This window comes from Actinomadura coerulea (assembly GCF_014208105.1).
Lineage (GTDB): Bacteria > Actinomycetota > Actinomycetes > Streptosporangiales > Streptosporangiaceae > Spirillospora > Spirillospora coerulea.
The window spans coordinates 7,876,690-7,898,219 of sequence record NZ_JACHMQ010000001.1 but is presented as its reverse complement, the minus strand read 5'-3'; the positions used below and the strand labels follow the sequence as shown (position 1 = coordinate 7,898,219).

General features: G+C 73.3%; 23 protein-coding genes. 9 read left to right on the top strand and 14 right to left on the bottom strand.

What is annotated here, in order from left to right; genetic code table 11:
* The first annotated feature begins 3 nt into the window (after nt 1-3).
* Entirely contained in the window at nt 4-555 is a 552-nt protein-coding gene (locus tag BKA00_RS36690; RefSeq protein ID WP_230299233.1) for an NUDIX hydrolase, read from the top strand.
* Nucleotides 556-562: 7 nt separating this feature from the next.
* Here BKA00_RS36690 and BKA00_RS36685 read toward each other — a convergent pair whose 3' ends face one another.
* The 3 genes from BKA00_RS36685 to BKA00_RS36675 form a co-directional block, all read right to left on the bottom strand.
* On the bottom strand, nt 563-1,234 hold the full coding sequence (locus BKA00_RS36685; protein ID WP_221493442.1) for a glycosyltransferase family protein: 672 nt from the start codon (nt 1,232-1,234) through the stop codon (nt 563-565).
* Nucleotides 1,231-1,773 carry a M48 metallopeptidase family protein gene (locus tag BKA00_RS36680; RefSeq protein WP_185035315.1) on the bottom strand — a complete coding sequence of 181 codons (543 nt, stop codon included), beginning with the start codon at nt 1,771-1,773 and terminating at the stop codon, nt 1,231-1,233. The genes BKA00_RS36685 and BKA00_RS36680 overlap by 4 nt, the downstream gene beginning before the upstream one ends.
* Nucleotides 1,774-1,959: 186 nt before the next feature.
* Nucleotides 1,960-2,760, bottom strand: coding sequence for an enoyl-CoA hydratase/isomerase family protein (locus BKA00_RS36675; RefSeq protein ID WP_185032934.1), 801 nt, complete (start codon nt 2,758-2,760; stop codon nt 1,960-1,962).
* 173 nt (nt 2,761-2,933) lie between these two features.
* Here BKA00_RS36675 and BKA00_RS36670 point away from each other — a divergent pair, with 173 nt between their 5' ends.
* Nucleotides 2,934-4,265, top strand: coding sequence for an AarF/UbiB family protein (locus tag BKA00_RS36670; RefSeq protein ID WP_230299234.1), 1,332 nt, complete (start codon nt 2,934-2,936; stop codon nt 4,263-4,265).
* A 302-nt stretch (nt 4,266-4,567) separates the two neighbouring features.
* On the opposite strand, the gene BKA00_RS36665 is transcribed toward BKA00_RS36670, so the two are convergent.
* The 5 genes from BKA00_RS36665 to BKA00_RS36645 form a co-directional block, all read right to left on the bottom strand.
* Nucleotides 4,568-4,780, bottom strand: a complete 213-nt coding sequence (locus BKA00_RS36665; RefSeq protein ID WP_185032930.1) for a hypothetical protein — start codon at nt 4,778-4,780, stop codon at nt 4,568-4,570.
* Nucleotides 4,781-4,877: 97 nt separating this feature from the next.
* Nucleotides 4,878-5,156, bottom strand: a complete 279-nt coding sequence (locus BKA00_RS36660; protein WP_052357680.1) for a WhiB family transcriptional regulator — start codon at nt 5,154-5,156, stop codon at nt 4,878-4,880.
* Nucleotides 5,157-5,273: 117 nt separating this feature from the next.
* The gene (locus tag BKA00_RS36655; RefSeq protein WP_185032928.1) at nt 5,274-5,654 is read right to left on the bottom strand and encodes a hypothetical protein; all 381 of its coding nucleotides are present in this window, start codon (nt 5,652-5,654) and stop codon (nt 5,274-5,276) included.
* Nucleotides 5,655-5,872: 218 nt separating this feature from the next.
* A complete protein-coding gene (gene tesB / locus BKA00_RS36650; RefSeq protein WP_185032927.1) occupies nt 5,873-6,769 on the bottom strand; it encodes an acyl-CoA thioesterase II in 897 nt (298 codons plus the stop codon).
* A gap of 72 nt (nt 6,770-6,841) precedes the next feature.
* Entirely contained in the window at nt 6,842-8,908 is a 2,067-nt protein-coding gene (locus BKA00_RS36645) for an ATP-dependent DNA helicase UvrD2 (RefSeq protein WP_185032925.1), read from the bottom strand.
* Nucleotides 8,909-9,036: 128 nt separating this feature from the next.
* Here BKA00_RS36645 and BKA00_RS36640 point away from each other — a divergent pair, with 128 nt between their 5' ends.
* Nucleotides 9,037-9,327, top strand: a complete 291-nt coding sequence (locus tag BKA00_RS36640; protein WP_185032923.1) for a mycoredoxin — start codon at nt 9,037-9,039, stop codon at nt 9,325-9,327.
* 61 nt (nt 9,328-9,388) lie between these two features.
* Here BKA00_RS36640 and nudC read toward each other — a convergent pair whose 3' ends face one another.
* Together nudC and BKA00_RS36630 are read right to left on the bottom strand one after the other, a co-directional pair.
* Nucleotides 9,389-10,321, bottom strand: a complete 933-nt coding sequence (gene nudC, locus BKA00_RS36635) for an NAD(+) diphosphatase (protein WP_230299235.1) — start codon at nt 10,319-10,321, stop codon at nt 9,389-9,391.
* A gap of 20 nt (nt 10,322-10,341) precedes the next feature.
* Entirely contained in the window at nt 10,342-11,733 is a 1,392-nt protein-coding gene (locus tag BKA00_RS36630; protein ID WP_185035311.1) for a dipeptidase, read from the bottom strand.
* A gap of 130 nt (nt 11,734-11,863) precedes the next feature.
* On the opposite strand from BKA00_RS36630, the gene BKA00_RS36625 reads away from it, so the two are divergent.
* Complete coding sequence (locus BKA00_RS36625; RefSeq protein WP_185032921.1) at nt 11,864-12,157, top strand: DUF4031 domain-containing protein; 294 nt, start codon at nt 11,864-11,866, stop codon at nt 12,155-12,157.
* On the opposite strand, the gene BKA00_RS36620 is transcribed toward BKA00_RS36625, so the two are convergent.
* Entirely contained in the window at nt 12,154-12,762 is a 609-nt protein-coding gene (locus BKA00_RS36620; RefSeq protein WP_185032919.1) for an HD domain-containing protein, read from the bottom strand. The genes BKA00_RS36625 and BKA00_RS36620 overlap by 4 nt on opposite strands.
* Before the next feature lie 136 nt (nt 12,763-12,898).
* Here BKA00_RS36620 and BKA00_RS36615 point away from each other — a divergent pair, with 136 nt between their 5' ends.
* The 4 genes from BKA00_RS36615 to BKA00_RS36600 all read left to right on the top strand — a co-directional run bounded on the left by BKA00_RS36615 (nt 12,899) and on the right by BKA00_RS36600 (nt 18,319).
* A complete protein-coding gene (locus BKA00_RS36615) occupies nt 12,899-14,059 on the top strand; it encodes an ATP-grasp domain-containing protein (RefSeq protein ID WP_185032917.1) in 1,161 nt (386 codons plus the stop codon).
* 164 nt (nt 14,060-14,223) lie between these two features.
* Nucleotides 14,224-15,639: an IucA/IucC family protein gene (locus BKA00_RS36610; protein WP_230299237.1), complete on the top strand. Its 1,416-nt coding sequence runs from the start codon at nt 14,224-14,226 to the stop codon at nt 15,637-15,639.
* Nucleotides 15,630-17,240 (top strand): IucA/IucC family protein, encoded by a 1,611-nt coding sequence (locus BKA00_RS36605; protein WP_185032913.1) that lies wholly within the window; start codon nt 15,630-15,632, stop codon nt 17,238-17,240. Before BKA00_RS36610 ends, BKA00_RS36605 begins: the two co-directional genes overlap by 10 nt.
* On the top strand, nt 17,237-18,319 hold the full coding sequence (locus tag BKA00_RS36600; protein WP_185032911.1) for a type III PLP-dependent enzyme: 1,083 nt from the start codon (nt 17,237-17,239) through the stop codon (nt 18,317-18,319). Before BKA00_RS36605 ends, BKA00_RS36600 begins: the two co-directional genes overlap by 4 nt.
* Nucleotides 18,320-18,333: 14 nt before the next feature.
* Here BKA00_RS36600 and BKA00_RS36595 read toward each other — a convergent pair whose 3' ends face one another.
* On the bottom strand, nt 18,334-18,978 hold the full coding sequence (locus BKA00_RS36595) for a maleylpyruvate isomerase N-terminal domain-containing protein (protein WP_185032909.1): 645 nt from the start codon (nt 18,976-18,978) through the stop codon (nt 18,334-18,336).
* 33 nt (nt 18,979-19,011) lie between these two features.
* Complete coding sequence (locus BKA00_RS36590; protein ID WP_185032907.1) at nt 19,012-19,866, bottom strand: PhzF family phenazine biosynthesis protein; 855 nt, start codon at nt 19,864-19,866, stop codon at nt 19,012-19,014.
* Between the two features lie 71 nt (nt 19,867-19,937).
* On the opposite strand from BKA00_RS36590, the gene BKA00_RS36585 reads away from it, so the two are divergent.
* Nucleotides 19,938-20,852 (top strand): LysR family transcriptional regulator, encoded by a 915-nt coding sequence (locus BKA00_RS36585; protein ID WP_185032905.1) that lies wholly within the window; start codon nt 19,938-19,940, stop codon nt 20,850-20,852.
* On the opposite strand, the gene BKA00_RS36580 is transcribed toward BKA00_RS36585, so the two are convergent.
* A complete protein-coding gene (locus BKA00_RS36580; RefSeq protein ID WP_185032903.1) occupies nt 20,849-21,421 on the bottom strand; it encodes a CGNR zinc finger domain-containing protein in 573 nt (190 codons plus the stop codon). The genes BKA00_RS36585 and BKA00_RS36580 overlap by 4 nt on opposite strands.
* Between the last annotated feature and the right edge of the window lie 109 nt (nt 21,422-21,530).

The following is a 21,530-nucleotide window of genomic DNA, read 5'->3' as shown; positions in this document are numbered from 1 at the left end:
GTCGTGACGGCCGGGGTCCTCCACGGGGACGCCGTGCGCGTGCTGTCGTCCTGGCGGGCGCCCGATCGCGGGCAGGACGGGCTGCGGCTGGAGTTCCTGCGGCATCTGGAGGAGCATCCGGCGGACGGCCTGTGGCGCGAGTGCGCGGCCGGGCACATCACCGCCAGCACGGCCGTGCTCGACGCGTCCGGTACCCGGGTGCTGCTGACGCTGCATTCGAAGGTGAAGGCGTGGCTCCAGCTCGGCGGGCACTGCGAACCGGGCGATGTCGCGCTCGCGGGCGCGGCGCTCCGGGAGGCGACGGAGGAGTCGGGCATTCCGGGTCTGCGGCTCGTGCCCGGACCCGTGCAGCTCGACCGGCACGAGGTCCCGTGCCATCCGCAGGGGACCTGGCACCTGGACGTGCAGTACGTCGCGGTCGCTCCGGAGGGCGCCCGGCACGCGATCTCGGACGAGTCGGACGATCTCCGCTGGTTCCCGGTGGACGATCTGCCGGATTCGGCGGACGCGGCGGTCCGGCGGCTGGTGGCCAGGGCGGTCGCGGCGAGCGCGTGACGCCCGGTCAGCCCCTGAGCGGGTGGCCTTCCAGGAGGGCGCGGGTGTTCTCCCAGCCTTCCAGGCCGGGGTCCAGGAACCGCAGGTCGTCGGGGGCGCGGAGGCGGTGCCAGCCGGGCCCCTGCGGCACGAGCCCGGGGCGCGGCGCGGCGGCGCGGAGCCGGGCGAGGGCGTCGGGGGTGTCGAGGTCGACCTCGCGCAGGGCGCCGGACAGCCAGCCGGGCAGCGGGAGGCGGGCGGCGAGGGCGACCAGGCCGTTGCCGCGGGCGGCGGCGCCTTCGGCCTGGCAGGCGGCGGCCGGGGCGGTGCCGAGGGCGCGGAAGAGCTTGCCGAGCAGCAGCGGCGGCAGGTCGGGGGCGTCGGGGGCGATCAGCACGGCGGTCTCGGCGCCGAGGGCGTGCAGGGCGGCGAACGCGCCGGCGAGCGTGCCCTCCCGGACGATCGGGGTGCCGGGCCAGGTGACGGCCTCGGCGTCCGGCTGGTCCGGCGGATCCAGGACGAGCGCGGGCGTCACGAGTTCGAGTCCGGCGACGACCTCGTAGGTGTCTTCGAGCAGCGCGAGCCGGAAGTCGTCCGGGTCGAGGCCGGGCGGCACGGCGGAGCGCAGCGGCCACGCGAGCACGGCGGCGCAGCGCGACGGGCGTTCGGGCGTCGGCCCCGTGGCGACCTGGTCGGTCATCCGGCGGCCTCGTGCGGGTACGCCTCGCCGGGGTGCAGGCCGTCGCCGTGGTGGATGTCCGCGACGTCGCCCGGGGCGTCCGCCTCCAGCGGCAGGTGGGCGGCGGCGGCGACGCCCTCCAGGTAGCCGCGGGCGCGGTCGGCCTTCGGGTAGTTGCCGACCAGCTCCCAGAAGTCGGCGCCGTGCCCCGGGACGAGCAGGTGCGCCAGTTCGTGGACGAGGACGTAGTCCACGACCCACCCGGGCATGCCGCGCAGCCGCGTGGACAGCCGGATGGTGCCGTCGTCGGGGGTGCACGACCCCCAGCGGGCGCGCTGGTTGGCGACCCAGCGGACGCTGACCGGGTCGGCGCGGCCGGCCAGGTAGCGGCGGGACAGCTCCCGGGCGCGGGACTGGAGGTCGGCGTCGGTGGGCCGCCGCCGGCGCTCCCTTTCCGCGAGGCGTTCCAGGATGGTCGCGATCCACTGTTCCTCTTCGGCCTTGCTCAGCCTTGACGGAACCATCACCACCACCTTGTCGCCCTCACGGTAGGCGGACACGGTGCGCCTGCGCCTCGGGCTGCGGCGGACCTCAACGTTAGGGGGCACGGTCAGAACCGTACTCGAATTTTTGCCGAATCCACAGGGGGTGTTTGACGTTACCGCAGGTCAACCCCTACGTTTTGAACAGTTCTCCTGTGCTTCCACCAATCTCGGCGGACGGTTCCGGCGGTGCGCCCGCGCACTTTACTCACCGGAGAATTGCGGCCTGCGCTTCTCCCGCTGCGCCGCGAGGCCCTCGCGCATGTCCCGGGACGCCATCGTGACCGGCTGGGCGAGGGACTCCCAGCGCAGCGCCGACTCCATGTCGGCGTGGCCGCCGTTCGCCAGGGCGACCTTGGTGAGCCGGGTCGCGATCGGCGCCTGCGCGGCGATCCGCTCGGCGACGGCGAGCGACTCCGCCAGCACGTCCTCGCGCGGGAAGGCCTGGTTGACCAGGCCGTGGCCGGCGGCCTCGGCGCCGGTGAGGACCCGGCCGGCCAGCAGCATCTCGCGGGCCAGCGGCAGCCCGGCGACCTCGGGGAACAGCCAGGTCGCGGCCATGCCGGGGTGCAGGCCGAGCGCGGTGAACGGGGCGAGCAGCTTGGCGTCGCGCGCCACGTACCGCAGGTCGCAGGCCAGCGCGAGGCAGAGGCCGGCTCCGACGGCGTGCCCGTTGACGGCGGCGATCGTCGGCACCTCCAGGCCGCGGATCGCGAGCCACGTCCGGTAGAACTCCAGCATCCGGTCGCGCAGCGGCGGGACGGCGACGTCGCCGGTCCCGGCCAGCCAGGACAGCTCGCCGCCGGAGCTGAACGCGGTGCCGGCGCCGGTCACGACGACGCAGCGCAGCGCGGCGTCGGCGCGCAGGTCCTCGACGGCCCGCTTCCAGGCGGCGGTGAGGTCGTCGGCCATCGCGTTGCGGCGGCCGGGGTCGTTCAGGGTGAGGACGGCGATCCCGTCGGGACGGCGGTCGATCAATAGCACATCGGCAGGCTCCGCGGACATGTCCGGCACCGTACCGCGTCCGCCGCGGCGCCCGGGGCGCGGCCCCACACCCGCGTGAGAAAGCGCACACTTACCGCGTATAGCCAGGTCAGGCCGTTGGACTGGTTCCGGCTCCGGGGAGAGTTCGGGGTGGTTGTGGCGTGAACGACAGTGGATCATCGACAATGGTCGACGTGAGCGATCTTCCCCGCCGCGCGGTGACGCGGTCAGCAAAGCTGGCGTCCCTCCCCATCGGCTTCGCGGGACGCACCGCCCTCGGCATGGGAAAGCGGACCTTCGGCCGGCCGGCGGAGACGGTCGCGATGGAGATCCAGACCCGGACCGCCGAGCAGCTGTTCAAGGTGCTCGGCGAGCTCAAGGGCGGCGCGATGAAGCTCGGGCAGATGCTGTCGATCTTCGAGGCGGCGCTGCCGCCGGAGATCGCCGGCCCGTACCGGGCCACGCTGACCAAGCTGCAGGAGGCCGCTCCCCCGCTGCCGGCGTCGACCGTCCACAAGGTGCTGGAGGAGTTCCTCGGGGAGGACTGGCGGGACTACTTCGAGTCGTTCGACGACCGGCCCGCCGCCGCCGCGTCGATCGGCCAGGTGCACCGCGCCGTCTGGCACGACGGCCGGGCCGTCGCGGTGAAGGTGCAGTACCCCGGCGCGGGCAAGGCGCTGATCAGCGACTTCAACCAGCTCGCCCGGCTGGGGCGGCTGTTCGGGGTGCTGATGCCGGGCCTGGACGTCAAGTCGATGCTGGCCGAGCTCAAGGAGCGGGTGGTCGAGGAGCTCGACTACACGATCGAGGCCGAGTCGCAGGCCCGGTTCCGCGAGGCCTACCTGGACGACCCCGACTTCGCCATCCCCGAGGTCGTCGCGCAGTCCGGCAACATCCTGATCAGCGAGTGGATGGACGGCACCGCGCTCTCGAAGATCATCAGCGACGGGGACCAGGAGACCCGCGACCACGCGGCCCTGCTGTACTGCCGCTTCCTGCTGTCGGGGCCGAAGCGGTCGGGGATGCTGCACGGCGACCCGCACCCCGGCAACTTCCGGCTGCTGGAGGACGGCCGGCTCGGCGTCCTGGACTTCGGCGCCGTCGACCGGATCCCCGGCGGGTTCCAGCGGCGGCTCGGGCTGCTGCTGCGGATCGGCACGATGGCCGACATCGACGAGGTCGAGGAGGCCCTGCGCCGGGAGGACTTCATCCGCGAGGGCGTGGAGATCGACGCCGAGTCGCTGCAGGCGTTCCTCGCGCCGATCACCGAGCCGTTCGTCACCGAGACGTTCAAGTTCAACCGCGAGTGGCTGCGCGACATGGCCGCCCAGGTCACCGACCTGCGGCCGTCCAACGTCGTCCGGCAGCTGAACCTGCCGCCCGAGTACGTGATCATCCACCGGGTGCTGTCGGCGGGCACGGGCGTGCTGTGCCAGCTGGAGTGCGAGATCCCGGCCCGCGCCGAGTCGCTGAAGTGGGTGCCCGGCTTCGCCGACGACGCGGACGGCGAGCTGGTCGGCGGCTGACCCCCCCGTCCGGGAGACGCCGGAAAGGCTCGGGGGCCCCGCGCACTGATGAGGTGCGCGGGGCCCCGCTGTTCGCGCGTCCGGTGAGTGGGCCACCGGACGCGCTCCACGCGCCCGCCGGGAGGCGTGCCGTCCGCCAAACCATCCAAGAAAGGACGGACGGCGGCCTGCGACCAGCGGGCCTTACGGTCTCAGTCCTGCGTCGTCCGTAGGTCCTGCTTCATCTGTCGAGCCCGCGCGATGGACGACCGGGCCCGGGTCGTGGTCCGGGCCCGGGTCGTGGTCCGGGCCCGGGTCGTCCGTCAGTCGCGGTGCCGCGGGCGGTGCGGGTGCGGGTACGCCTCGCCGGCCGCGGTGGGCGCCAGCAGGACGCGCCGCACCCGCGACGCCCTCGTCCGCGCCTCCCGGCGGGCGCGCCTGAGCGCGACCACGCGGGCGGCGAGCTCGTCGGGCACGGGTGGTCGCTCCCGGGACAGGTCCTGGCTGAGCAACGTCATCTCGCTGAGCGGTGTCATCACGTTCTCCCCGGCCGCCCGCGGACGCGGTCCCCGTGCGGGGGCCGCGCCCGCGGGTTCGGTTCGGCCGATCACCGGCGTGCTGGGCATCGTCGCCTCACACGGCCACTTCGTCGGGCCGCGGGTGCTTGCGCGGGCGGCCGCGCGGCCGCTTGCGCGGCACGATCACACCGCGGACGAACAGTTCGCCGCCCCAGACGCCCCAGGGCTCCTTGCGCTCCAGCGCCCCGGCGAGGCACTCCTTGCGGAGCGGGCACTCCAGGCACAGGGCCTTGGCGAGCTCGACGTCGGCGGGAGCCTCGGCGAAGAACAGCTCCGGGTCGGTCCGGCACGGAAGCGTGAGGTCCTCCTCGCTTACTGCGAGAGCCCCCTGCATCACAGTCACCCTTGTTCCTCTCGTTGGATCTCAACGGGCGTGTCGGTGGGTCTGGACAAAGAAGAAGGCCGCGGATCCGGTGTCGGATCCGCGGCCTGGGGGCTTGCCGGTCTTGTTCTAGACCGGTCGTCGCCTCCAGGGGAACGGACCCGACACGCCACCCTCGAAGGTGACGCCCGTGTGGGCCGTGGCCGGAGCCGGAACGCTCATGTCCTCGAGAAGGTGTTCGAAGACACTGCGCCCCTGGTCGTCCTGGATTCGCTGCTCGAAGCGCGGCTCGCACAGATTCGTGCCGCGCAGCCCGTGCTCGCCGCGGCGCCACATGCCGTGCTCACGCTGTCGCGGAGCGGACGCCTCGAAGACGGACGCCTCGGCATACGCGGCGGACTCGCCGGGCTTCGAGACGCGGATCATCGGGGCGGGCACGGAGGTGCCGGGCATCGAGGCACCGGGGCAGGCCGCGGTCCAGGACGCGAATTTGATCAACGTGTTGCTCACCGGACTGCACACCACCTCTCGGGGCCTCGGGCCGGGTCCGGCGGATCCAAGATCCACACCGGTCGGCCGGTTGATTGCTCGCGTCGAGCGTACGGGGACTCCGCCGAATCAAGCAAGATATTTTTGACCTGCGGTTTCGTGGGTGACCTCACCCCTGTTCCGCAGAACCCGGGACGCCTCGCGAGCGTCGAAACTCCCGGGAGCCCCCTACGGAACGATCATTTCACGGACGGGCCGCCGGGCGCCCTGCGCTCGGTGTCGGAGACCCGGACGAGGCCCTCCTGCATGACCGACACGACCAGCTCCCCCGAGCGGGTGAACACCTGGCCGCGGGCGAGCCCGCGGGCGCCGCCGGCGAACGGCGTGTCCTGGTAGTACAGCAGCCAGTCGTCGGCGCGGAACGGCCGGTGGAACCACATCGCGTGGTCGAGGCTGGCGCCCATCGTCCGCTTGTCGCCCCAGGCCAGCCCGTGGTTGAGCAGGACGGTGTCGAGCAGCGTCATGTCCGAGGCGTAGGTCATGAGGCACACGTGCAGGAGCGGGTCGTGCGGCAGCTCGCCGTCCACCTTCAGCCACACCTTCGACTCGGGTGTGGCGAGGGCGGGGTCCTTGGCGGCCTCCCACGTCAGCGGCGTCGCGTGCCGGATGTCGAACGGGCGGCGCTCGACGAACTCGCGCGCGCCGACCTCGCCGAACAGCGGCGTGAGGCGCGTCAGGCCGTCGGGCAGCGTCTCGGGGGCGGGGGCGTCGGGCATCGGGGCCTGGTGGGACGGGCCGTCCTCGACGATCTGGAACGACGCCGACAGCGTGAAGATCGCCTTGCCGTGCTGGACGGCGGTGACGCGGCGGGTGGTGAAGGACCGCCCGTCCCTGACCCGGTCGACGGTGTAGACGAGCGGGACGAGCGGATCGCCGGGCCGGATGAAGTAGGCGTGCAGCGAGTGGACGGGCCGGTTCGCGGGGACGGTGCGCCCGGCGGCGACGAGCGCCTGCCCCGCCACCTGACCCCCGAACACGCGCTGCCGCCGCTCCTCGGGGCTGCGGCCGCGGAAGATGTCGTTCTCGATCTGCTCCAGGTCGAGCAGGTCCAGCAGTGCCTTCAGCGATTCCTTCACGGCGGCCAGTCTTCCCTATCGGTGCCAGTGAGCCAGGTCTCACCCCGCGAGACGGGGCCCGTCTCCGCGGCGCTAGTGCCCGCAGAGGCCGAGGACGGCGTCGCCGTAGCGGTCGAGCTTGACCTTGCCGACGCCGGGGATGCGGGCCAGGTCCTCCAGGGACTCGGGGGCGTGCTCGGCGATCGCCTGGAGCGTCGCGTCGGTGAACACCACGTACGCGGGGACCTTCTGCTCGGCCGACACCCCGGCGCGCCACTCCCTCAGCGCGAGGAGGAGCTCCTCGTTCAGCTCGGAGGGGCAGTCCTCGCAGCGGCCGAGCTTGCGCTCGACGGCCGCGATCAGCGGGCGCCCGCAGACGCGGCACGGCTGCGGCCCCTTGGCGGGGCGCCGCTTCGAGCGGTCGACGCGCGCGGGGGTGTGCGTGGTGGTCTTGCCGGTGAGGCCGTCGAGGAAGCGGGACGGGCGGCGCGCCTGGGTGCCGCCGGGCGAGCGCGCCAGCGCCCACGACAGGTTCAGGTGCACGCGGGCCCGCGTGACGCCGACGTACAGCAGGCGGCGCTCCTCCTCGATCTGCTCGGGCGTCTTGGCGTAGACGATCGGCAGGGTGCCCTCGGCCAGCCCGACGAGGAACACCGCGTCCCACTCCAGGCCCTTGGCGGCGTGCAGCGAGGCGAGCGTGACGCCCTCCAGCGGAGGGGCGTGCTGCGCGGCGGCGCGCTCCTCCAGCTCGGCGACGAACTCGGGGAGCCCGGCCCTCGGATTGTCGGCGGCCATGTCCTCGGCGAGCTGCGCCAGCGCCGCGAGGGACTCCCAGCGCGCGCGGGCCGCGCCCGCGCCCTCAGGGGGCCGGTCGGAGAACCCCGCCCCGCTCAGGACGTGCCGGACCGTCTGGATCAGCCCCATCCCGTCGGTCTCGGCGTCGGCGCCCGCCCGGGCCGCGCCGCGCAGGCGGACGACGGCCTCGCGCACCTCGGGCCGCTCGAAGAAGCGCTCCGCGCCGCGCAGCACGTACGGGACGCCCACGGCCGCGAGCGCCGACTCGTACGTCTCGGACTGCGCGTTGATGCGGTAGAGGATCGCGATCTCCCGGGCGGGGACGCCCTCCTCGATCAGCTTGCGGGCCCGCCGGGCGGCGTCGTCGGCCTCGGCGACCTCGTCGTCGTACTCGTTGAACACGGGCTCGGGCCCGTTCTCGCGCTGCGCGACGAGCTCCAGCTTGTGCCGCGCGCCCCGCGCCTGCCCGATCACCCCGTTCGCCAGCCGGACGACCTGCGGCGTCGAGCGGTAGTCGCGGACGAGCCTGACGACCCTGGCGTCCGGGTGCTCGCGGGTGAAGTCGAGCAGGTGGGAGGGGGACGCGCCGGTGAAGGAGTAGATCGTCTGGTTGGGGTCGCCGACGACGCACAGGTCGTCGCGGTCGCCGAGCCAGGCGTCGAGCAGCATCTTCTGCAACGGGTTGACGTCCTGGAACTCGTCCACGACGAAGTAGCGGTACTGCTCGCGGACCTGGTTGGCGACCTCGCGGTGCTCGGTGATGACGGCGGCGGTCAGCTCCAGCATGCCCTCGAAGTCGAGCAGGTTGCGCTCGCGCCTGAGCTGCTCGTACATCGCGTAGACGCGGGCCACGTCGACGATCTCGGCGGGCGGGCGGCGGCCCGCCTTCACGACGGCGGCCGGGTAGTCCTCGGGGCGGTTCTGGGTGACCTTCGCCCACTCGATCTCGCTCGCGACGTCGCGCAGCTCCGTGCGGCCGAGGGAGAGCCGGCACGCCCGCGCCGCGTCCGCGACCAGGCCGATCTTGGAGTCGACGATCTTCGGCTGCTCGCCGCCGACGACGCGCGGCCAGAAGTAGCCGAGCTGCCGCAGCGCCGCCGAGTGGAACGTGCGGGCCTGCACGCCGGGCGCGCCGAGCTGCCGCAGCCGGCTGCGCAGCTCCCCCGCCGCCCGCGTGGTGAACGTCACGGCGAGCACCCGCTGCGGCGTCACGACGCCGGTGAGGGTGGCGTAGGCGATCCGGTGGGTGATCGCCCTGGTCTTGCCCGTCCCGGCGCCCGCGAGCACGCACACCGGGCCCTTCACCGCCTCGGCGACCGCCCGCTGCTCGGGGTCGAGCCCCTCCAGCACCGACTCAGCTGACATTCCCCCATACTCGCAGCCCGCCCCACCTGCATCAGCCATCCCGCCGCCTGTGGACGACGCGGAATGCGAAACGGCTGTCTACTGTTCTTGCGGAGGTACACCCCCGAGCGCAAGGAGACGCGGAAGCGATGGCGACGCCGACGACCGACCGGGCCAAGGGCGCGGCCGGCCAGCTCACCATGTACACGACGTCCTGGTGCGGGTTCTGCCGGCGGCTGAAGAGCCAGCTGGCCCGCGACGGCATCCATATGGTGGAGATCGACATCGAGCGCGACCCCGAGGCCGCCGAGTTCGTGATGAGCGTGAACGGCGGGAACCAGACGGTCCCGACGCTGGTGTTCCCCGACGGCACGGCCGCGACCAACCCCAGCGCCAAGGAGGTCAAGCGCCGCCTCGCGCAGATCGCCGAGGCGGGCTGAGCCCCCGCGAGAAGGCCCGCCGACCGTCCGGTCGGCGGGCCTTCTCCGTGTGCGCGGGCCCCTAGAACGGCGGCATCTTGGGAAGCTCGCCGCCGTACCAGCGCATGATGAGCTGGGCGGCGATGGACAGCGGGCCCGGTGCGACGATCTCGCCCGCGTCGATGGCGGCGCGCAGCTCCTCGCGCGTGTACCAGGCGGCGTCCGTGATCTCCTCGGGGTCGGGGCGCAGCGGGAGGTCACCGTCCGTCCGCGCGGTGAACCCCAGCATGAGGCTCCGCGGCAGCGGCCACGGCTGGCTGCCGAGGTAGCGGACGTCCCGGACGGGCAGCCCGACCTCCTCCTGCACCTCCCGCGCGACGGCCTGTTCGAGGGACTCGCCCGGTTCGACGAACCCGGCGAGGATCGAGCGGCGGTCGGCGGGCCACTGCGGGCCGCGGGCCAGCAGCACGCGGTCGGCCTCGTCCGTCACCAGCATGATCACCGCGGGGTCGACCCGGGGGAAGTGCTGCGAGCCGTCCTCGGGGCAGACGCGCACGTGCCCGGCGGACGCCACGCGCGTCTCGGCGCCGCACCGCGGGCAGAACCGGTGGGTTCCGTGCCAGTGCTCCAGGGCGACGGCGTGGGTGAGCAGGCCGGAGTCCCGGTCGCCGAGAAGGGCGCCGACGCGGCGGAGCCCGGCGGGCTCCGCCCCCTCGATGACGGGCAGCGGGCCGCTCACCCCGAAGTGGGCGACGCCGTCGCCGTCGACGCCGAGGAGCCACCGGTCGCCGTCCGGCGCCTGGTCCGGCGGGACGAGGACGAGCGCCGGGGCGGGCTCGAAGGCGACCGGCGTACGCCCGTCCTCGATGACCAGGACGCGCGTCCCCGGGTCAGCCCACGCCTCGTCCAGCCAGGCCTCGTCGCGGCGGTACAGCGCGACTCGGTCGAGCGTCCCGCGCGCGAGCGCGAGCCACTCCAGCGGGGCGTGCGTACCGTCCATCGGGGCGTCGGTCATCGTGCTCCTCTCCGGCCTGTTCAGCGCAGCGCGGACGCGAGTTCTTCCCACAGGTACGCGGCGGTCTCGGCGCCCTTGAGCAGCAGGGGGACCTCGACCTTCTCGTTGGGGGCGTGGATGCGGTCGCCGTCCAGCCCGACCGCGACGAAGATCAGCGGCGCGCCGAGGATGTCGGCGAGGTCGGCCTCGGGGCCGCTGCCGCCCTCGCGGGTGAACAGCACCTCGGTGCCGAACGCCCGCTCCATGGCGCGCCGCGCGGCCTTCACGCCGGGCGAGTCGATCGGCGAGAAGCAGGGCCGCACGCCGCCGCCCGGGACGCGGACCTCGGCCTCGACGCCGGGCGGGGCCTGCTCGGCGACCCACGCCCGGAACTGCTCCTGGACCTTGCGGGGGTCCTGCCCGGCGGCGAGCCGGAACGAGATCTTGGCGTGCGCCTCGCGGGGGACGATCGTCTTGCCGCCGGGGCCGGTGTGCCCGCCCCACATGCCGTTGATCTCGGCGGTCGGGCGGGCCCAGACGCGTTCGAGGGTCGTGTAGCCCTTCTCGCCGTGGGCGGCGCGGCTGTTCCCGGCGGTGCGCAGCCACTCGGCCTCGTCGAACGGCAGCCGGGCGAACAGCTCCCGCTCCTCGTCGCTGAGCGGGACGACGTCGTCGTAGAAGCCGGGGACGGCGACGCGGCCGTCGTCGTCGTGCAGGGCGGCGAGCAGCGAGGCCATCGCGTGGAGGGGGTTCGGGACGGCGCCGCCGAACGAGCCGGAGTGCAGGTCGCCGTCCGGGCCCCGCAGGGTGACCTCGGCCTCGGCGAGGCCGCGCATGCCGGTGCACATGGACGGCACGTCCGCCGCCCACATCGTGGTGTCGCTGATGACGACGGCGTCGCAGGCGAGCCGGTCGCGGTGGGTGCGCAGCAGCTCGGCGAAGTGCACCGAGCCGGACTCCTCCTCGCCCTCGACCAGCAGCTTGACGGTGACGGGCGGGGCCTGCCGCCCGGACGCGGCGAGCGCCGCGCGGATGCCGAGGGTGTGGAAGAAGATCTGGCCCTTGTCGTCGGACGCGCCGCGCCCGACGAGCCGGTCGCCCTTCTCCACGGGCTTGAACGGCTCGGTCTCCCACTCCTCCAGCGGCTCGACCGGCTGGACGTCGTGGTGCCCGTAGACGACGACCGCGGGGGCCTGCGGGTCCTCGGCGGGCCATTCGGCGAACACCGCCGGCAGGCCGGGGGTCTCCCAGACCTCGACGGTGGGGAAGCCCTGCCCGCGCAGGTACTCGGCGAGCCATCCGGCGGAGGTGCGCACATCCTCGGCGTGCGCCGGGTCCCCGGAGATGGACGGGATCGCCAGCCACTCCTTGAGGTCGGCGACGAACCGGTCGCGGTCCGCCTGGATGTAGGCGACTACATCGTTCACCTGCATGCCCCTTCGCATGTCGTAATGTCGGGCCGAGTGACCTCTGTCCGGGGTCTCCGGACGTCCCGGCCCCTCGGGTTCCCCGAGACGGGAACTCACAGTAAGGGATCCCCTTGCCTGGATCGCGGGAGTGGCCTTGATCCTTATAGACCCGCCGCTGTGGCCCGCGCGGGGACGCGTGTGGTCGCACATGGTCAGTGACGTGTCCTACGACGAGCTGCACGTCTTCGCCGCGGAACTGGGCATGCCGCCGCGGGCGTTCGATCGCGACCACTACGACGTCCCGTCGGAGCTCTACGACGCCGCCCTGCTCCAGGGCGCCGAGGCGGTGGGGTGCCAGGAGCTGCTCCTGCGGCTGACCGAAGCGGGCCTGCGCCGCCGCAAGGCGTACCGGCACCGGCCGGTGCCGGACGGCCGGACGGCCGTCTAGGCGTTGAGGAGCAGGAGCTCGGTCCGCATGTTGCCGCGGGCGCGCTCCTCGAAGCGCTCGCGCGCGGCGGGCGTGTGGAAGAGCCGGGGAAGGGCCAGCAGGCCGTTGAGGACCTCGGCCCGTCCGGCGCGGAAGAACTCGTCGGGGACGAACGCGTACTCCTCGCGGACGGCGGCCGCGTAGGCGGCGTACCGCTCGGGCTCCGCGCCGAGGACGGCGAGGTCGGCGTCGCAGAGCACCTGCCCGTCGCGGTCGTCCTCCTCCGGCGCGTGCGTGGCGGTCAGCTCCACGAGCCGGACGACCCGCGCGACCACCGCGTCCGGGAGGTCGGTGTCGGCGAGCATGCGCGCCGCCAGGCGGGCGCTGCGCTCCTCGTTGTCGGCGCGCTCGGGGTCGTAGACGGCGTCGTGGAACCAGGCGGCGATCCTGACGGCGTCGGGGTCCTCGGCGTGCCCGGCCAGCTCGTCCACGAGATCGAGGACGGCGGTGAGGTGCGCGCGGGTGTGGTAGCGGCGGTGCGGCTCCCCGTAGCGCTGGTCGAGCTCGGTGCCGATGTGCCGGATGTGGGGCCCCGCCAGCGCCACCCACCGGTCGACGAGATCCATGGACCCATCCTGGCGGATCGCGGGACGGGCCGGGACACGCGGTGCCATCGTTCTTGCGTGCGGAGGGCGCCCCGGCCACTATGGTTGATCACTCCGAGTTAGGCAAGGCTTACCTCACTCACTGGAAGGGCCGGTCGTGGCCGCCTCTCTCTACCTGGTCGCCGGCAAGGCGACCGACTCGGTGACGCACGGGTTCCTGCCCGCCGCCGCGCGCCTGGGCCTCGACGTCACGCTCCTCACCGACCGTCCCGCCGCCCACGACGCCGGCGTGCCGGTGGTCGAGTGCGACGTCTCCGACTTCCGCGACATCATCGCGCGCGTCGGGGACACCGCCGCGCGCGGCGGGGGCGGGCCCGCCGCCGTCTTCTCCAACAGCGACTTCCTCCAGGCGCCCGCCGCCTTGGCCGCCGCGTACCACGGCCTGCCCGCCAAGGACTGGCGGGCCGCGACCCGCGCGAAGAACAAGGCCCTCATGCGGCGGCACCTGGCGTCCCTCGACCCGGTCTTCTCGGCGGACGCGGGACGGGTCCCGGCGGACGCGCCGTATCCGCTCGTCGTCAAGCCGCGCGAGGGTGTGGCGAGCGAGGACGTGTTCCTCGTCCACGACGCCGTGGAACTGGCGGCCCGGGTGGAGGAGATCCGTGCCCGCCGCGGCGATCCGCTCGTGGCCGAGGAGTACCTGCCGGGCCGCCTCCACACGCTGGAGACGCTGGGGGACGGGCGGGAACTGCGGGTGCTGGGCTCGTTCCGCACGACGCTCTCGCCTCCGCCGTTCTTCGTGGAGGAGCGCCTTGAGTGGGCGCCCCCACCCCCGGAGACGGCGCAGGTCCTTCGGCAGTTGGAGGCGCTGGGCGTCGGTTTCGGGGCGTGCCACACCGAGTTCGTCGTCCATGAGGGGCGCGCCCGCATCATCGAGGTCAACTACCGGCTCATCGGCGACCACTGCGACTTCCTGCTGGCCGATCTGCTGGGCGTGCCGCTCTTCGAGCAGATATTGCAGGTCCACCTTGGCGCGGGCCTGCCTGGGCAGCGGGTCCCCCGTCCGCGCCATGCCGTCGCCGAGCCGGTCATCGCCGATCGCCGCGGCACGCTCACCGCCGCCCCCGGCCCTCTGGAGTTGGAGGACGGCCCGGTGCGGCTGGCGTACCGCCCTCAGCGCGCGGTGGGCGACACGGTGTCCCTCACCCGGACCAACCGCGACTACCTGGGCACCGTGCGCGCCATCGGTCCCGGGCCGGACGAGGTGAACGCCGCCCTGGCGCGGTTCAGAGCAGCGCACGACTGGACGATCGCGTGACGGGCGACGACGTCGAAGGCCCACTCGCGGCCCGCGTTCTGGACGCGTTGCTGAGGGAGGACTACGCCGGCCTGAGGCGCTTCGTCCGGGGCCGCGCGTTGGAGCTTCCGGGTCGTTCCGTGCGCCTTCTGGAAGCCCAGCCCGCCTTTCTCTCGGAGCTCGTCGTGGATCCTGGGCAGGGCCTGAGGCTGAACGACGTCTTCCGTGCCGTCCGCCTGGTGTCCGACCCGCGTGACGACACGGCGTCCTTCGAGCGCGAGTGCCTTGAGGCCCTGGCGACCATCAGGCTGCACGACGACGCGCGTCCGGCCGTCCACCGGCGGCTCGGACGCCTCCCGGCCGAGCTGCGCACGGGTCCCGGCACGTTCTACGAGACGCTGGCGGCCTACAACGACCACCCCGTGCATCCGACCGGCCGGAGCCGCTCCGGGCTGTCCCTGGCCGACCTGAGCCGCTACGCGCCCGAGTTCGCGCCGTCGTTCCCGCTGCGCTGGGCGGCGGTGCCGAACGCGACGCTGGCAGGGACACTCCCCGCATGGTGGCCAGGGCCGTCCGACGTGGGCCTGGGCTCGGAGGACGCGGCCGGGGCGCTGTTCCCCGTCCACCCGCTGGCGGTGCGGCAGGTGCGCTCCCAGCGGGGCGTATCCCTCGCACCCGTCCCGTACTTGCAGGTCGCGCCCACGTTGTCGATGCGGACGGTCGCCGCGGCGCCGCTGGACCACGTGAAGATGCCGCTGCCGACGAGCACCCTCGGCCTCCGCAACCGGCGCACCATCATGCCCGGCACCCTGCCGGACGGCGCGCTCGTCGAACGGATCCTGCGCCAGGTTCTTCGACAGGAGCCGTCGCTTCCCGTCCTTCTCGCCGACGAGCAGACCTACGGCCACGCCGACGACCCGCTTCTCGGCTACCTCGTGCGCCGCTTCCCGTCTGAGACTGCTCGCGCGCACATCGTCCCTGTCGCGGCCCTACTCGCCGAGGCACCGGACCAGGGTCACGTCATCGAGCGCTGGGACGTCGAAGCGCTCTTCGGCGCCTACCTGTCGGCGCTGTTCTCCTGGAACGTCGCGCTGTTCCGGTACGGCATCGCACTGGAGGCGCATCAGCAGAACGTGGCGCTCGTCTTGGACGAGGGTCCGCTCCGCCTCCTCATCAAGGACAACGACGGCGCGCTGATCGACCCGTCCCGCCTCCGCGAGCGCGTCCCGCCCTCCCCCGGCACGGACCCCCGCGACCTCGTCGACCACCGGATGACGACGTCCGATCCCGATGCCCTCGCCCGCGTCTTCGTCACCATCACCCTGCATCTGTGCGCCGCGGCGCCCGCGCTGGGCCTGGCCGGGCGCGGCCTGCTCCCCTGGCGGACCGGCCTCCGGATGATCCGCGAACGGCTCGACGGGGCCCTCGGGCCGCAGGACGCGCTCCTGCGCGCCCGCACGCTCGACGCCGGCATGCTGCCGGGCAAGGCCATGGTCACCGCCGGGACCCTCGTCGACAAGGCGAGGACCGGCGCGGCCGACATCAACAAGCACTACGGCCCGCCGGGACCCAACTACCTACTGGACACGACGTGCTGCTGACAGAACCGGCCGTCACGGCCGACGACGCCACCGCGACCGCCCTGCTCAACTGCCTGATCCGGGAGGTGTGCGGGCCCGAGCAGCAGGTCTGGCCGGACGGCGCCCGCCTCGTGTTCCGGCTGCCCCGCGCGGGGGTCGTGCTGCGCGCGGGACTGGCCCGCCCCCCGGTCGGGGCGACCTGCCGCCTGGCGCCGCCCTACGAGGAACGCCGCGAGGACGAGTGGATACCGGCTGCCTGGGGCCGGCTGGCGAACCTGGTCGCGGGCGAACTAGAGTTGGCGACCGGCTCCCCGAACGCCGAGTTCCTCGTCCAGGTGGACGACAGCCACGCCGCGCTCACCGCCATCCTCGCCGCCAGGGGCGAGCCCGCCGAAGACCGCTCCATCGACTACATCGACTCAGAGCAGTCCCTCGTCGCAGGGCACCGTTTCCACCCGTCCCCCAAGGCCCGTCAGGGGTCGCCGGAAGAGTGGCTGGCGTACGCGCCTGAGACAAGGGCCCGGTTCCGTCCGCTGTGGCTGGCCGTTCCTGCGGAACTCGTCGCTGAGGAGGGGGACGCGGAGGCGTTCGCAGCACTGGAAGCGCATGGCCCCTCGGCGCCGCCGGGGCGTCGGCTCCTTCCCGTCCATCCGTGGCAGTTCTCCCTGCTGGCAGGCAATCCCGTCTTGCAGAAGGCTTTGGCGAACGGTTCTCTGGTCGATCTCGGCCCGTCCGACATGGAGGCGGTGCCTACCTCGTCCGTCCGGACCGCGTACCTGCCGGGCGCGGACGTGTTCTGCAAGTTCAGCCTGGATGTGCGCATCACCAACTGCGTCCGCAAGAACGCCTGGTACGAGCTGACCGGGGCGATGACGCTCGACGAACTGCTGCCGCCCATCCTGGAGAAGCTGAACGCCACGTTCCTCCGAGAACCCGCCTACCGCAGCGTGGCCCTCCCTGACCGCCGCCTGTACGAGGGCCTGGGAGTGATCCTGCGGCAGGGCGTCAGATCCCTTCCCGGCACGCCCCTCCTCGCGGGCGCCCTGGCCGACCCTTACAACGCGCTCCTCGCCGGCCTGCCCGCCCTCTCGTCTCTGGAGAGCGCCCAAGCCTGGTGGGACTCATACGTAGCCCATGTGGCGCCTCCTGTGCTGGGCGCCTATCTGGACCATGGTGTGGTCCTGGAGCCTCATCTGCAGAACGTCCTCGTCTGCGTCGACGCCGACGGGATGCCCGTCCACGCCGTGTTCCGCGACATGGAGGGCACCAAGCTCACCGCCGGCCACTGGGACCTGTCGCATCTTCCCGCCCGCGTGGCAGAGGGCCTCACCTACGCCCCCGACAAGGGCTGGAACCGTGTCGTCTACTGCCTCCTCGTCAACCACCTCACCGAGATAGCCGCCGCCGTAGCCGACCTCCACCCGTCCTTGGACGAGACCCTCTGGCGCACGGCGCGCAAGCACTTCGCCGCCTATGACCGCCACCCTCAGGTAAGGGCTCTTCTGGCCGGTGTGCCGCTGCCCGCCAAGGCCAATCTCCGCACCCGCTGGTCGCGGACGGCCGACCGCGGCGCGGCCTACGTCCCCGTCCCCAACCCGCTCGCCGCGCCCCGTCCGCTGTGAACGAATTCGCGCTGGGCCTCGGCCGGTACCCGGCCTACGTCTATGACCTGCCCGGCCTCGAAGCCCACGTCCGCGGCATACGCGCCGCGCTGCCCGGCACAGAGGTCTTCTACGCCGTCAAGGCCAATCCGGACACCGAGATCCTCCGGACTCTCGCGCCGCATGTCGACGGCATGGAGGTGTCGTCCGGCGGCGAACTCGCCCACGTCCGGGAGATCCTCCCTGGCAAGCCCGTGGCGTTCGGCGGCCCCGGGAAAACGGCCGGCGAACTGGCGTTGTCCCGCACGCTCAAGCCCGACCGGATCCACGTGGAAAGCCCCCGGGAGCTGGCCCGCCTGGCCGAGCTGGGGCCCGCCGACGTCCTGCTCCGCGCGAATCTGCAGGTGAATGTCCCGAACGCCGCCCTCACCATGAGCGGCCCTTTCGGCATGGACGAGGACACCCTCGCCCATTGCGCCCGCCTTCTGGCCCGGTATCCGAGCCTCACCCTCCGAGGCGTCCACGCCCATCTGGCATCCGGCCTGGACGCTCCGGCCATGCTCGACCTGGCCCACCGGATAGCGGAATGGGCGATCCCCTGGCTCCGCTCCCAAGGAGTGGACGATCCCGAATTGAACGTGGGCGGGGGGATGGCGGTGGACTACGCCGCCCCCGAGGCCCGCTTCGACTGGCACACCTACGGGACGGGCCTAAGCGAAATCCCAGCGAGAGTCCGCATAGAACCAGGACGGGCGATGACCGCGTACCACGGCTGGTACGTCACCGACGTCCTGGACGTGAAGACCACGCGCGGCGAGACTTTCGCCATTCTCAGAGGCGGCACCCACCATCTGCGGACTCCCGTGACGAAGGGCCACGACCAGCCTTTCAAGGTTCTGACCGCGAATGGACCGGAGCGTCCGGCGACACTGGTGGGCCAGCTCTGCACCCCGAAAGACGTCTTCGCACGCGACGTCCTCGTCCCGCCACTCGCGCCAGGCGACGTCATCGCCTTCACCATGGCCGGCGCCTACGCCTGGAACATCTCCCATCACGACTTTCTGATGCACCCCAAACCGGCCTTCCACTACCGGCGCTGACCGGACGCCGACGGTCAGCCGCGGGGGCTCCCGTACCAGCGCCAGGACGTGACGCGCGGATGCCCCGGCAGGTCACCGCGACCGGTGGCCCACAACAGCGTCGACCAGGGGTCGGTGTCGTCCGGCGCGTCAGGGAAGAGGCGTCCCAGCACACGCGCGCACAGGTCGGCGGGCGGCTCCCACGGCAACCCCGACCCCTCCGCCAGGTCGTGCATGTGGACGAGGGTCTCGACGATCCCCATGGCGGCGAACCCCTCGGCGTCGGAAGCGCCGAAGCCGTGGTGCGCGCGGACGTCCGGGGGCGTGCAGCGGACCACGGCGGACAGCATCCCGCCGCAGGCGTCCAGAACCTGCAACAGCCCCGCGGGCCCGGCGCTCCTGTCCGCGTGGACGGCGTTGGCCGGCCCGCCGGGGCGGCGGCTCTCCCAGACGAACGGCACCTCGCCGTCCATCGGCGGCGTCCTCGGCGCGATCTGGGCGGCGTAGGCGAACAGGTCGTCGCTGAGGTGCTCGACGGTCTCCCAGCAGTCCCATTCGAGGGACCCGGCCTTCGCGTCCCACGCCTCCGGGGGCGCCTCCCGCAGGGCGGCGACGGCCAGCCGGACGGCGAGGTCGAGATCGTCGGCGGTCACGGCGGTCACGGCGGTCGAATGCTGCATGGCCTGACGCTACTCGACGGTCGCGGCCGCCGGTCAGCCGCCCATCGGCGCGGCGGTCCCGCTCACGCCGATGCCCGCGTCCCCCGCGGGGACGTCCACGAGCAGCCGGCTCGGGCGGCCCATGTCCTCTCCCTGGCGGACGGTGATCCGGGCGGGAGGGTCGACGAGGCCCAGCGAGCGCAGGTAGCCGCCGAAGGCCGCTGCGGCGGCGCCGGTCGCCGGGTCCTCCACGACCCCGCCGGGCGGGAACGGGTCGCGCGCGTGGAACACGGTCCCGCTCTCCCGCCAGACGAGGTGGACGGTCGTCCAGGCACGGCGCGCCATGAGCTCGCCGAGGGCGTCCCAGTCGTAGTCGAGGTCGGCGAGCCGGGCGCGCGTGGACGCCGCCAGGACCAGGTGGTCGTTGCCCGCGTTGGCGATGCGAGGCGGCAGGCCCGGGTCGAGTTCCCCGGCCTCCCAGCGCAGCGCGGCCAGCGCCGCGGCGAGATCGGCCTCCTCGACGGCCCGGACGGCGGGCGGGACGCTCGTGAGGGTGGCGAGGACGCGGCCGTCCGCCTCCCTGGTCTCGACCCCGACCTCGCCGGCCGGGGTGCTCAGCCGCAGGCGCCCCGTCCCCCGCCGCTCGGCCAGCGCGACGGCGGTCGCGATCGTGGCGTGCCCGCAGAAGGCGACCTCGGCCAGCGGGCTGAAGTAGCGGATCGCGAACCGGTCGGGCGCGCCTCCCCCGTCCACGAGGAAGGCCGTCTCGGAGAACCCGATCCCGGCCGCGATCTCCTGCATCCGCGAGGCGTCCAGGCCCCCGGCGTCCAGGACGACCCCGGCCGGGTTGCCGCCCTCGCCGTCCACGTCGAAGGCGGTGTAGCGGAGTGCTCGTGCGTTGTCGCTCATGCGTGCAGTCTGCTCCCACGGCTAGCATCGCGTCCAACGATGGTTCTTGATCGATGGCATCGGGATGTTCGATGGACACGCGCCTCCTCACCACCTTCCTGACCGTGCTGCGCACCGGCGGGATGACCGCCGCCGCGGCGGAGCTCGGCTTCGTGCAGTCCACGGTCACCGCGCACGTCCAGGCGCTGGAGCGCCTCGCCGGGACGCCGCTGCTCGACCGCCGCCCCGGCGGGGTCTCCCCCACCCGCGCCGGTTCGCTGCTCGCCGAGCACGCCCGCGGCGTCCTCGACCTCCAGGAGCGGATGCTCGCCGAGGTCGCCGCCACCGCCACCGAGCCGTCCGGCCCGGTGCGGGTCCGGGCCCCGGAGTCCGTGTGCGCCTACTGGCTCGCGCCCCTCCTGCCCCGGCTGCGGGCACGGTTCCCGGACGTGACCCTGTCGCTGTTCCCCGCCGGCACGCGGACCGCGCTCGAAGCGCTCGCCCACCGCCGCGCCGACCTGGCCCTCGTCCTGGACCCCGCACCCGGCCCGTCCGGCGTGGACCTGGTCGATCTCGGCGCCCAGCCCCTGTCACTCGTCGCGGCGGCGGCCACGCCCCTCCCGGGCGACCGCCCTCCCACACCGGCGGAGCTGGCCGCGGCGGGCGTCCTCCTCCTGGAGGAAGGCTGCTCCTACAGCGACGAGCTCGCCGCCCTGGTCAAGGCCGCCGACCCCGCGGCGAACCCGCCCCGCTTCGGCGGCATCGAGACGGCGAAGCGCTGCGCGGCCGCGGGCCTCGGCGTCGCGCTGCTGCCCGCGGTCACCGTCGCGGACGAACTCGCCGCCGGCACGCTCGCCGAACTGCCCCCGCCCGCCGGCCTGTCCCGGCACCACCTCTGGCTCGCCGAGCCGGCCTCCCGCTGGCGCTCCCCCGCCGTCCGCGCCGTCCGCGCCGCCCTGGTCGACTCGTTCAGGCCGGGCGCGCCCGGTTCGCCACGGCGCTCCTAACGCCCGGTCTTCGCGCGCTCGTAGTGCCGGGCGGCTTTGGCCCGGTTCCCGCAGACCGCCATGGAGCACCAGCGCCGGGTGCCGTTCTTGCTCGTGTCGTGGAAGTGCAGCACGCAGTCGGGGTGCGCGCAGGGCTTGACCCGCTCGGGGCTGTCGGTCATGAGGCGCAGGTAGTCGGCGGCGGCCAGCCATGACGGCAGCCAAGCGGGGTCGCCGGTCCGCGGACGGCTCTCCGGACCGCCGGGCCCGAGCCGGTAGTGCAGCGCGCCGCGTTCCAGGACGAGGTTGAGCGCGTCCACCGCCTCCGGGGGCGACCCCTCGTCCACGAGTGCCAGAAGGATCTCGCGGGTCCGCACGGAGGCGTCGAGTGTCGCCTGATCGGCTGCGGCACGCCCGTCCAGCCCCGCCGACCGCAACCAGACGGCCAGGCCGTCGACGGAGTCGAGCAGGTCGCGACGGACGCCGTCCTCGACCCACCGGGTGTTGAGCAGGTCGAGGCAGAGCGGCTCCCCCACCAGCGGGCGGGGGTCCGCGGGGTCCCGCCGCGCGGGTTCGGTTTCCGGCTGCACACCGCGATTCTACCCGCCTATCCCTGCTTAGCCGGTTGACGCCGATCTCTTAACCGCTTATCTTCAGTTGACCAGTTAGGTCGGGGCAGCGGTGGATCGGCGGCGCCGA

Excerpts from the sequence above, each read along its gene's own strand:
- BKA00_RS36685 (WP_221493442.1), bottom strand. The coding sequence starts at position 1,234 with ATGACCGACCAGGTCGCCACGGGGCCGACGCCCGAACGCCCGTCGCGC.
- BKA00_RS36675 (WP_185032934.1), bottom strand. The coding sequence starts at position 2,760 with ATGTCCGCGGAGCCTGCCGATGTGCTATTGATCGACCGCCGTCCCGAC.
- BKA00_RS36665 (WP_185032930.1), bottom strand. The coding sequence starts at position 4,780 with ATGACACCGCTCAGCGAGATGACGTTGCTCAGCCAGGACCTGTCCCGG.
- BKA00_RS36660 (WP_052357680.1), bottom strand. The coding sequence starts at position 5,156 with ATGCAGGGGGCTCTCGCAGTAAGCGAGGAGGACCTCACGCTTCCGTGC.
- BKA00_RS36645 (WP_185032925.1), bottom strand. The coding sequence starts at position 8,908 with ATGTCAGCTGAGTCGGTGCTGGAGGGGCTCGACCCCGAGCAGCGGGCG.
- BKA00_RS36640 (WP_185032923.1), top strand. The coding sequence starts at position 9,037 with ATGGCGACGCCGACGACCGACCGGGCCAAGGGCGCGGCCGGCCAGCTC.
- nudC (WP_230299235.1), bottom strand. The coding sequence starts at position 10,321 with ATGACCGACGCCCCGATGGACGGTACGCACGCCCCGCTGGAGTGGCTC.
- BKA00_RS36630 (WP_185035311.1), bottom strand. The coding sequence starts at position 11,733 with ATGCAGGTGAACGATGTAGTCGCCTACATCCAGGCGGACCGCGACCGG.
- BKA00_RS36620 (WP_185032919.1), bottom strand. The coding sequence starts at position 12,762 with ATGGATCTCGTCGACCGGTGGGTGGCGCTGGCGGGGCCCCACATCCGG.
- BKA00_RS36595 (WP_185032909.1), bottom strand. The coding sequence starts at position 18,978 with ATGCAGCATTCGACCGCCGTGACCGCCGTGACCGCCGACGATCTCGAC.
- BKA00_RS36590 (WP_185032907.1), bottom strand. The coding sequence starts at position 19,866 with ATGAGCGACAACGCACGAGCACTCCGCTACACCGCCTTCGACGTGGAC.
- BKA00_RS36585 (WP_185032905.1), top strand. The coding sequence starts at position 19,938 with ATGGACACGCGCCTCCTCACCACCTTCCTGACCGTGCTGCGCACCGGC.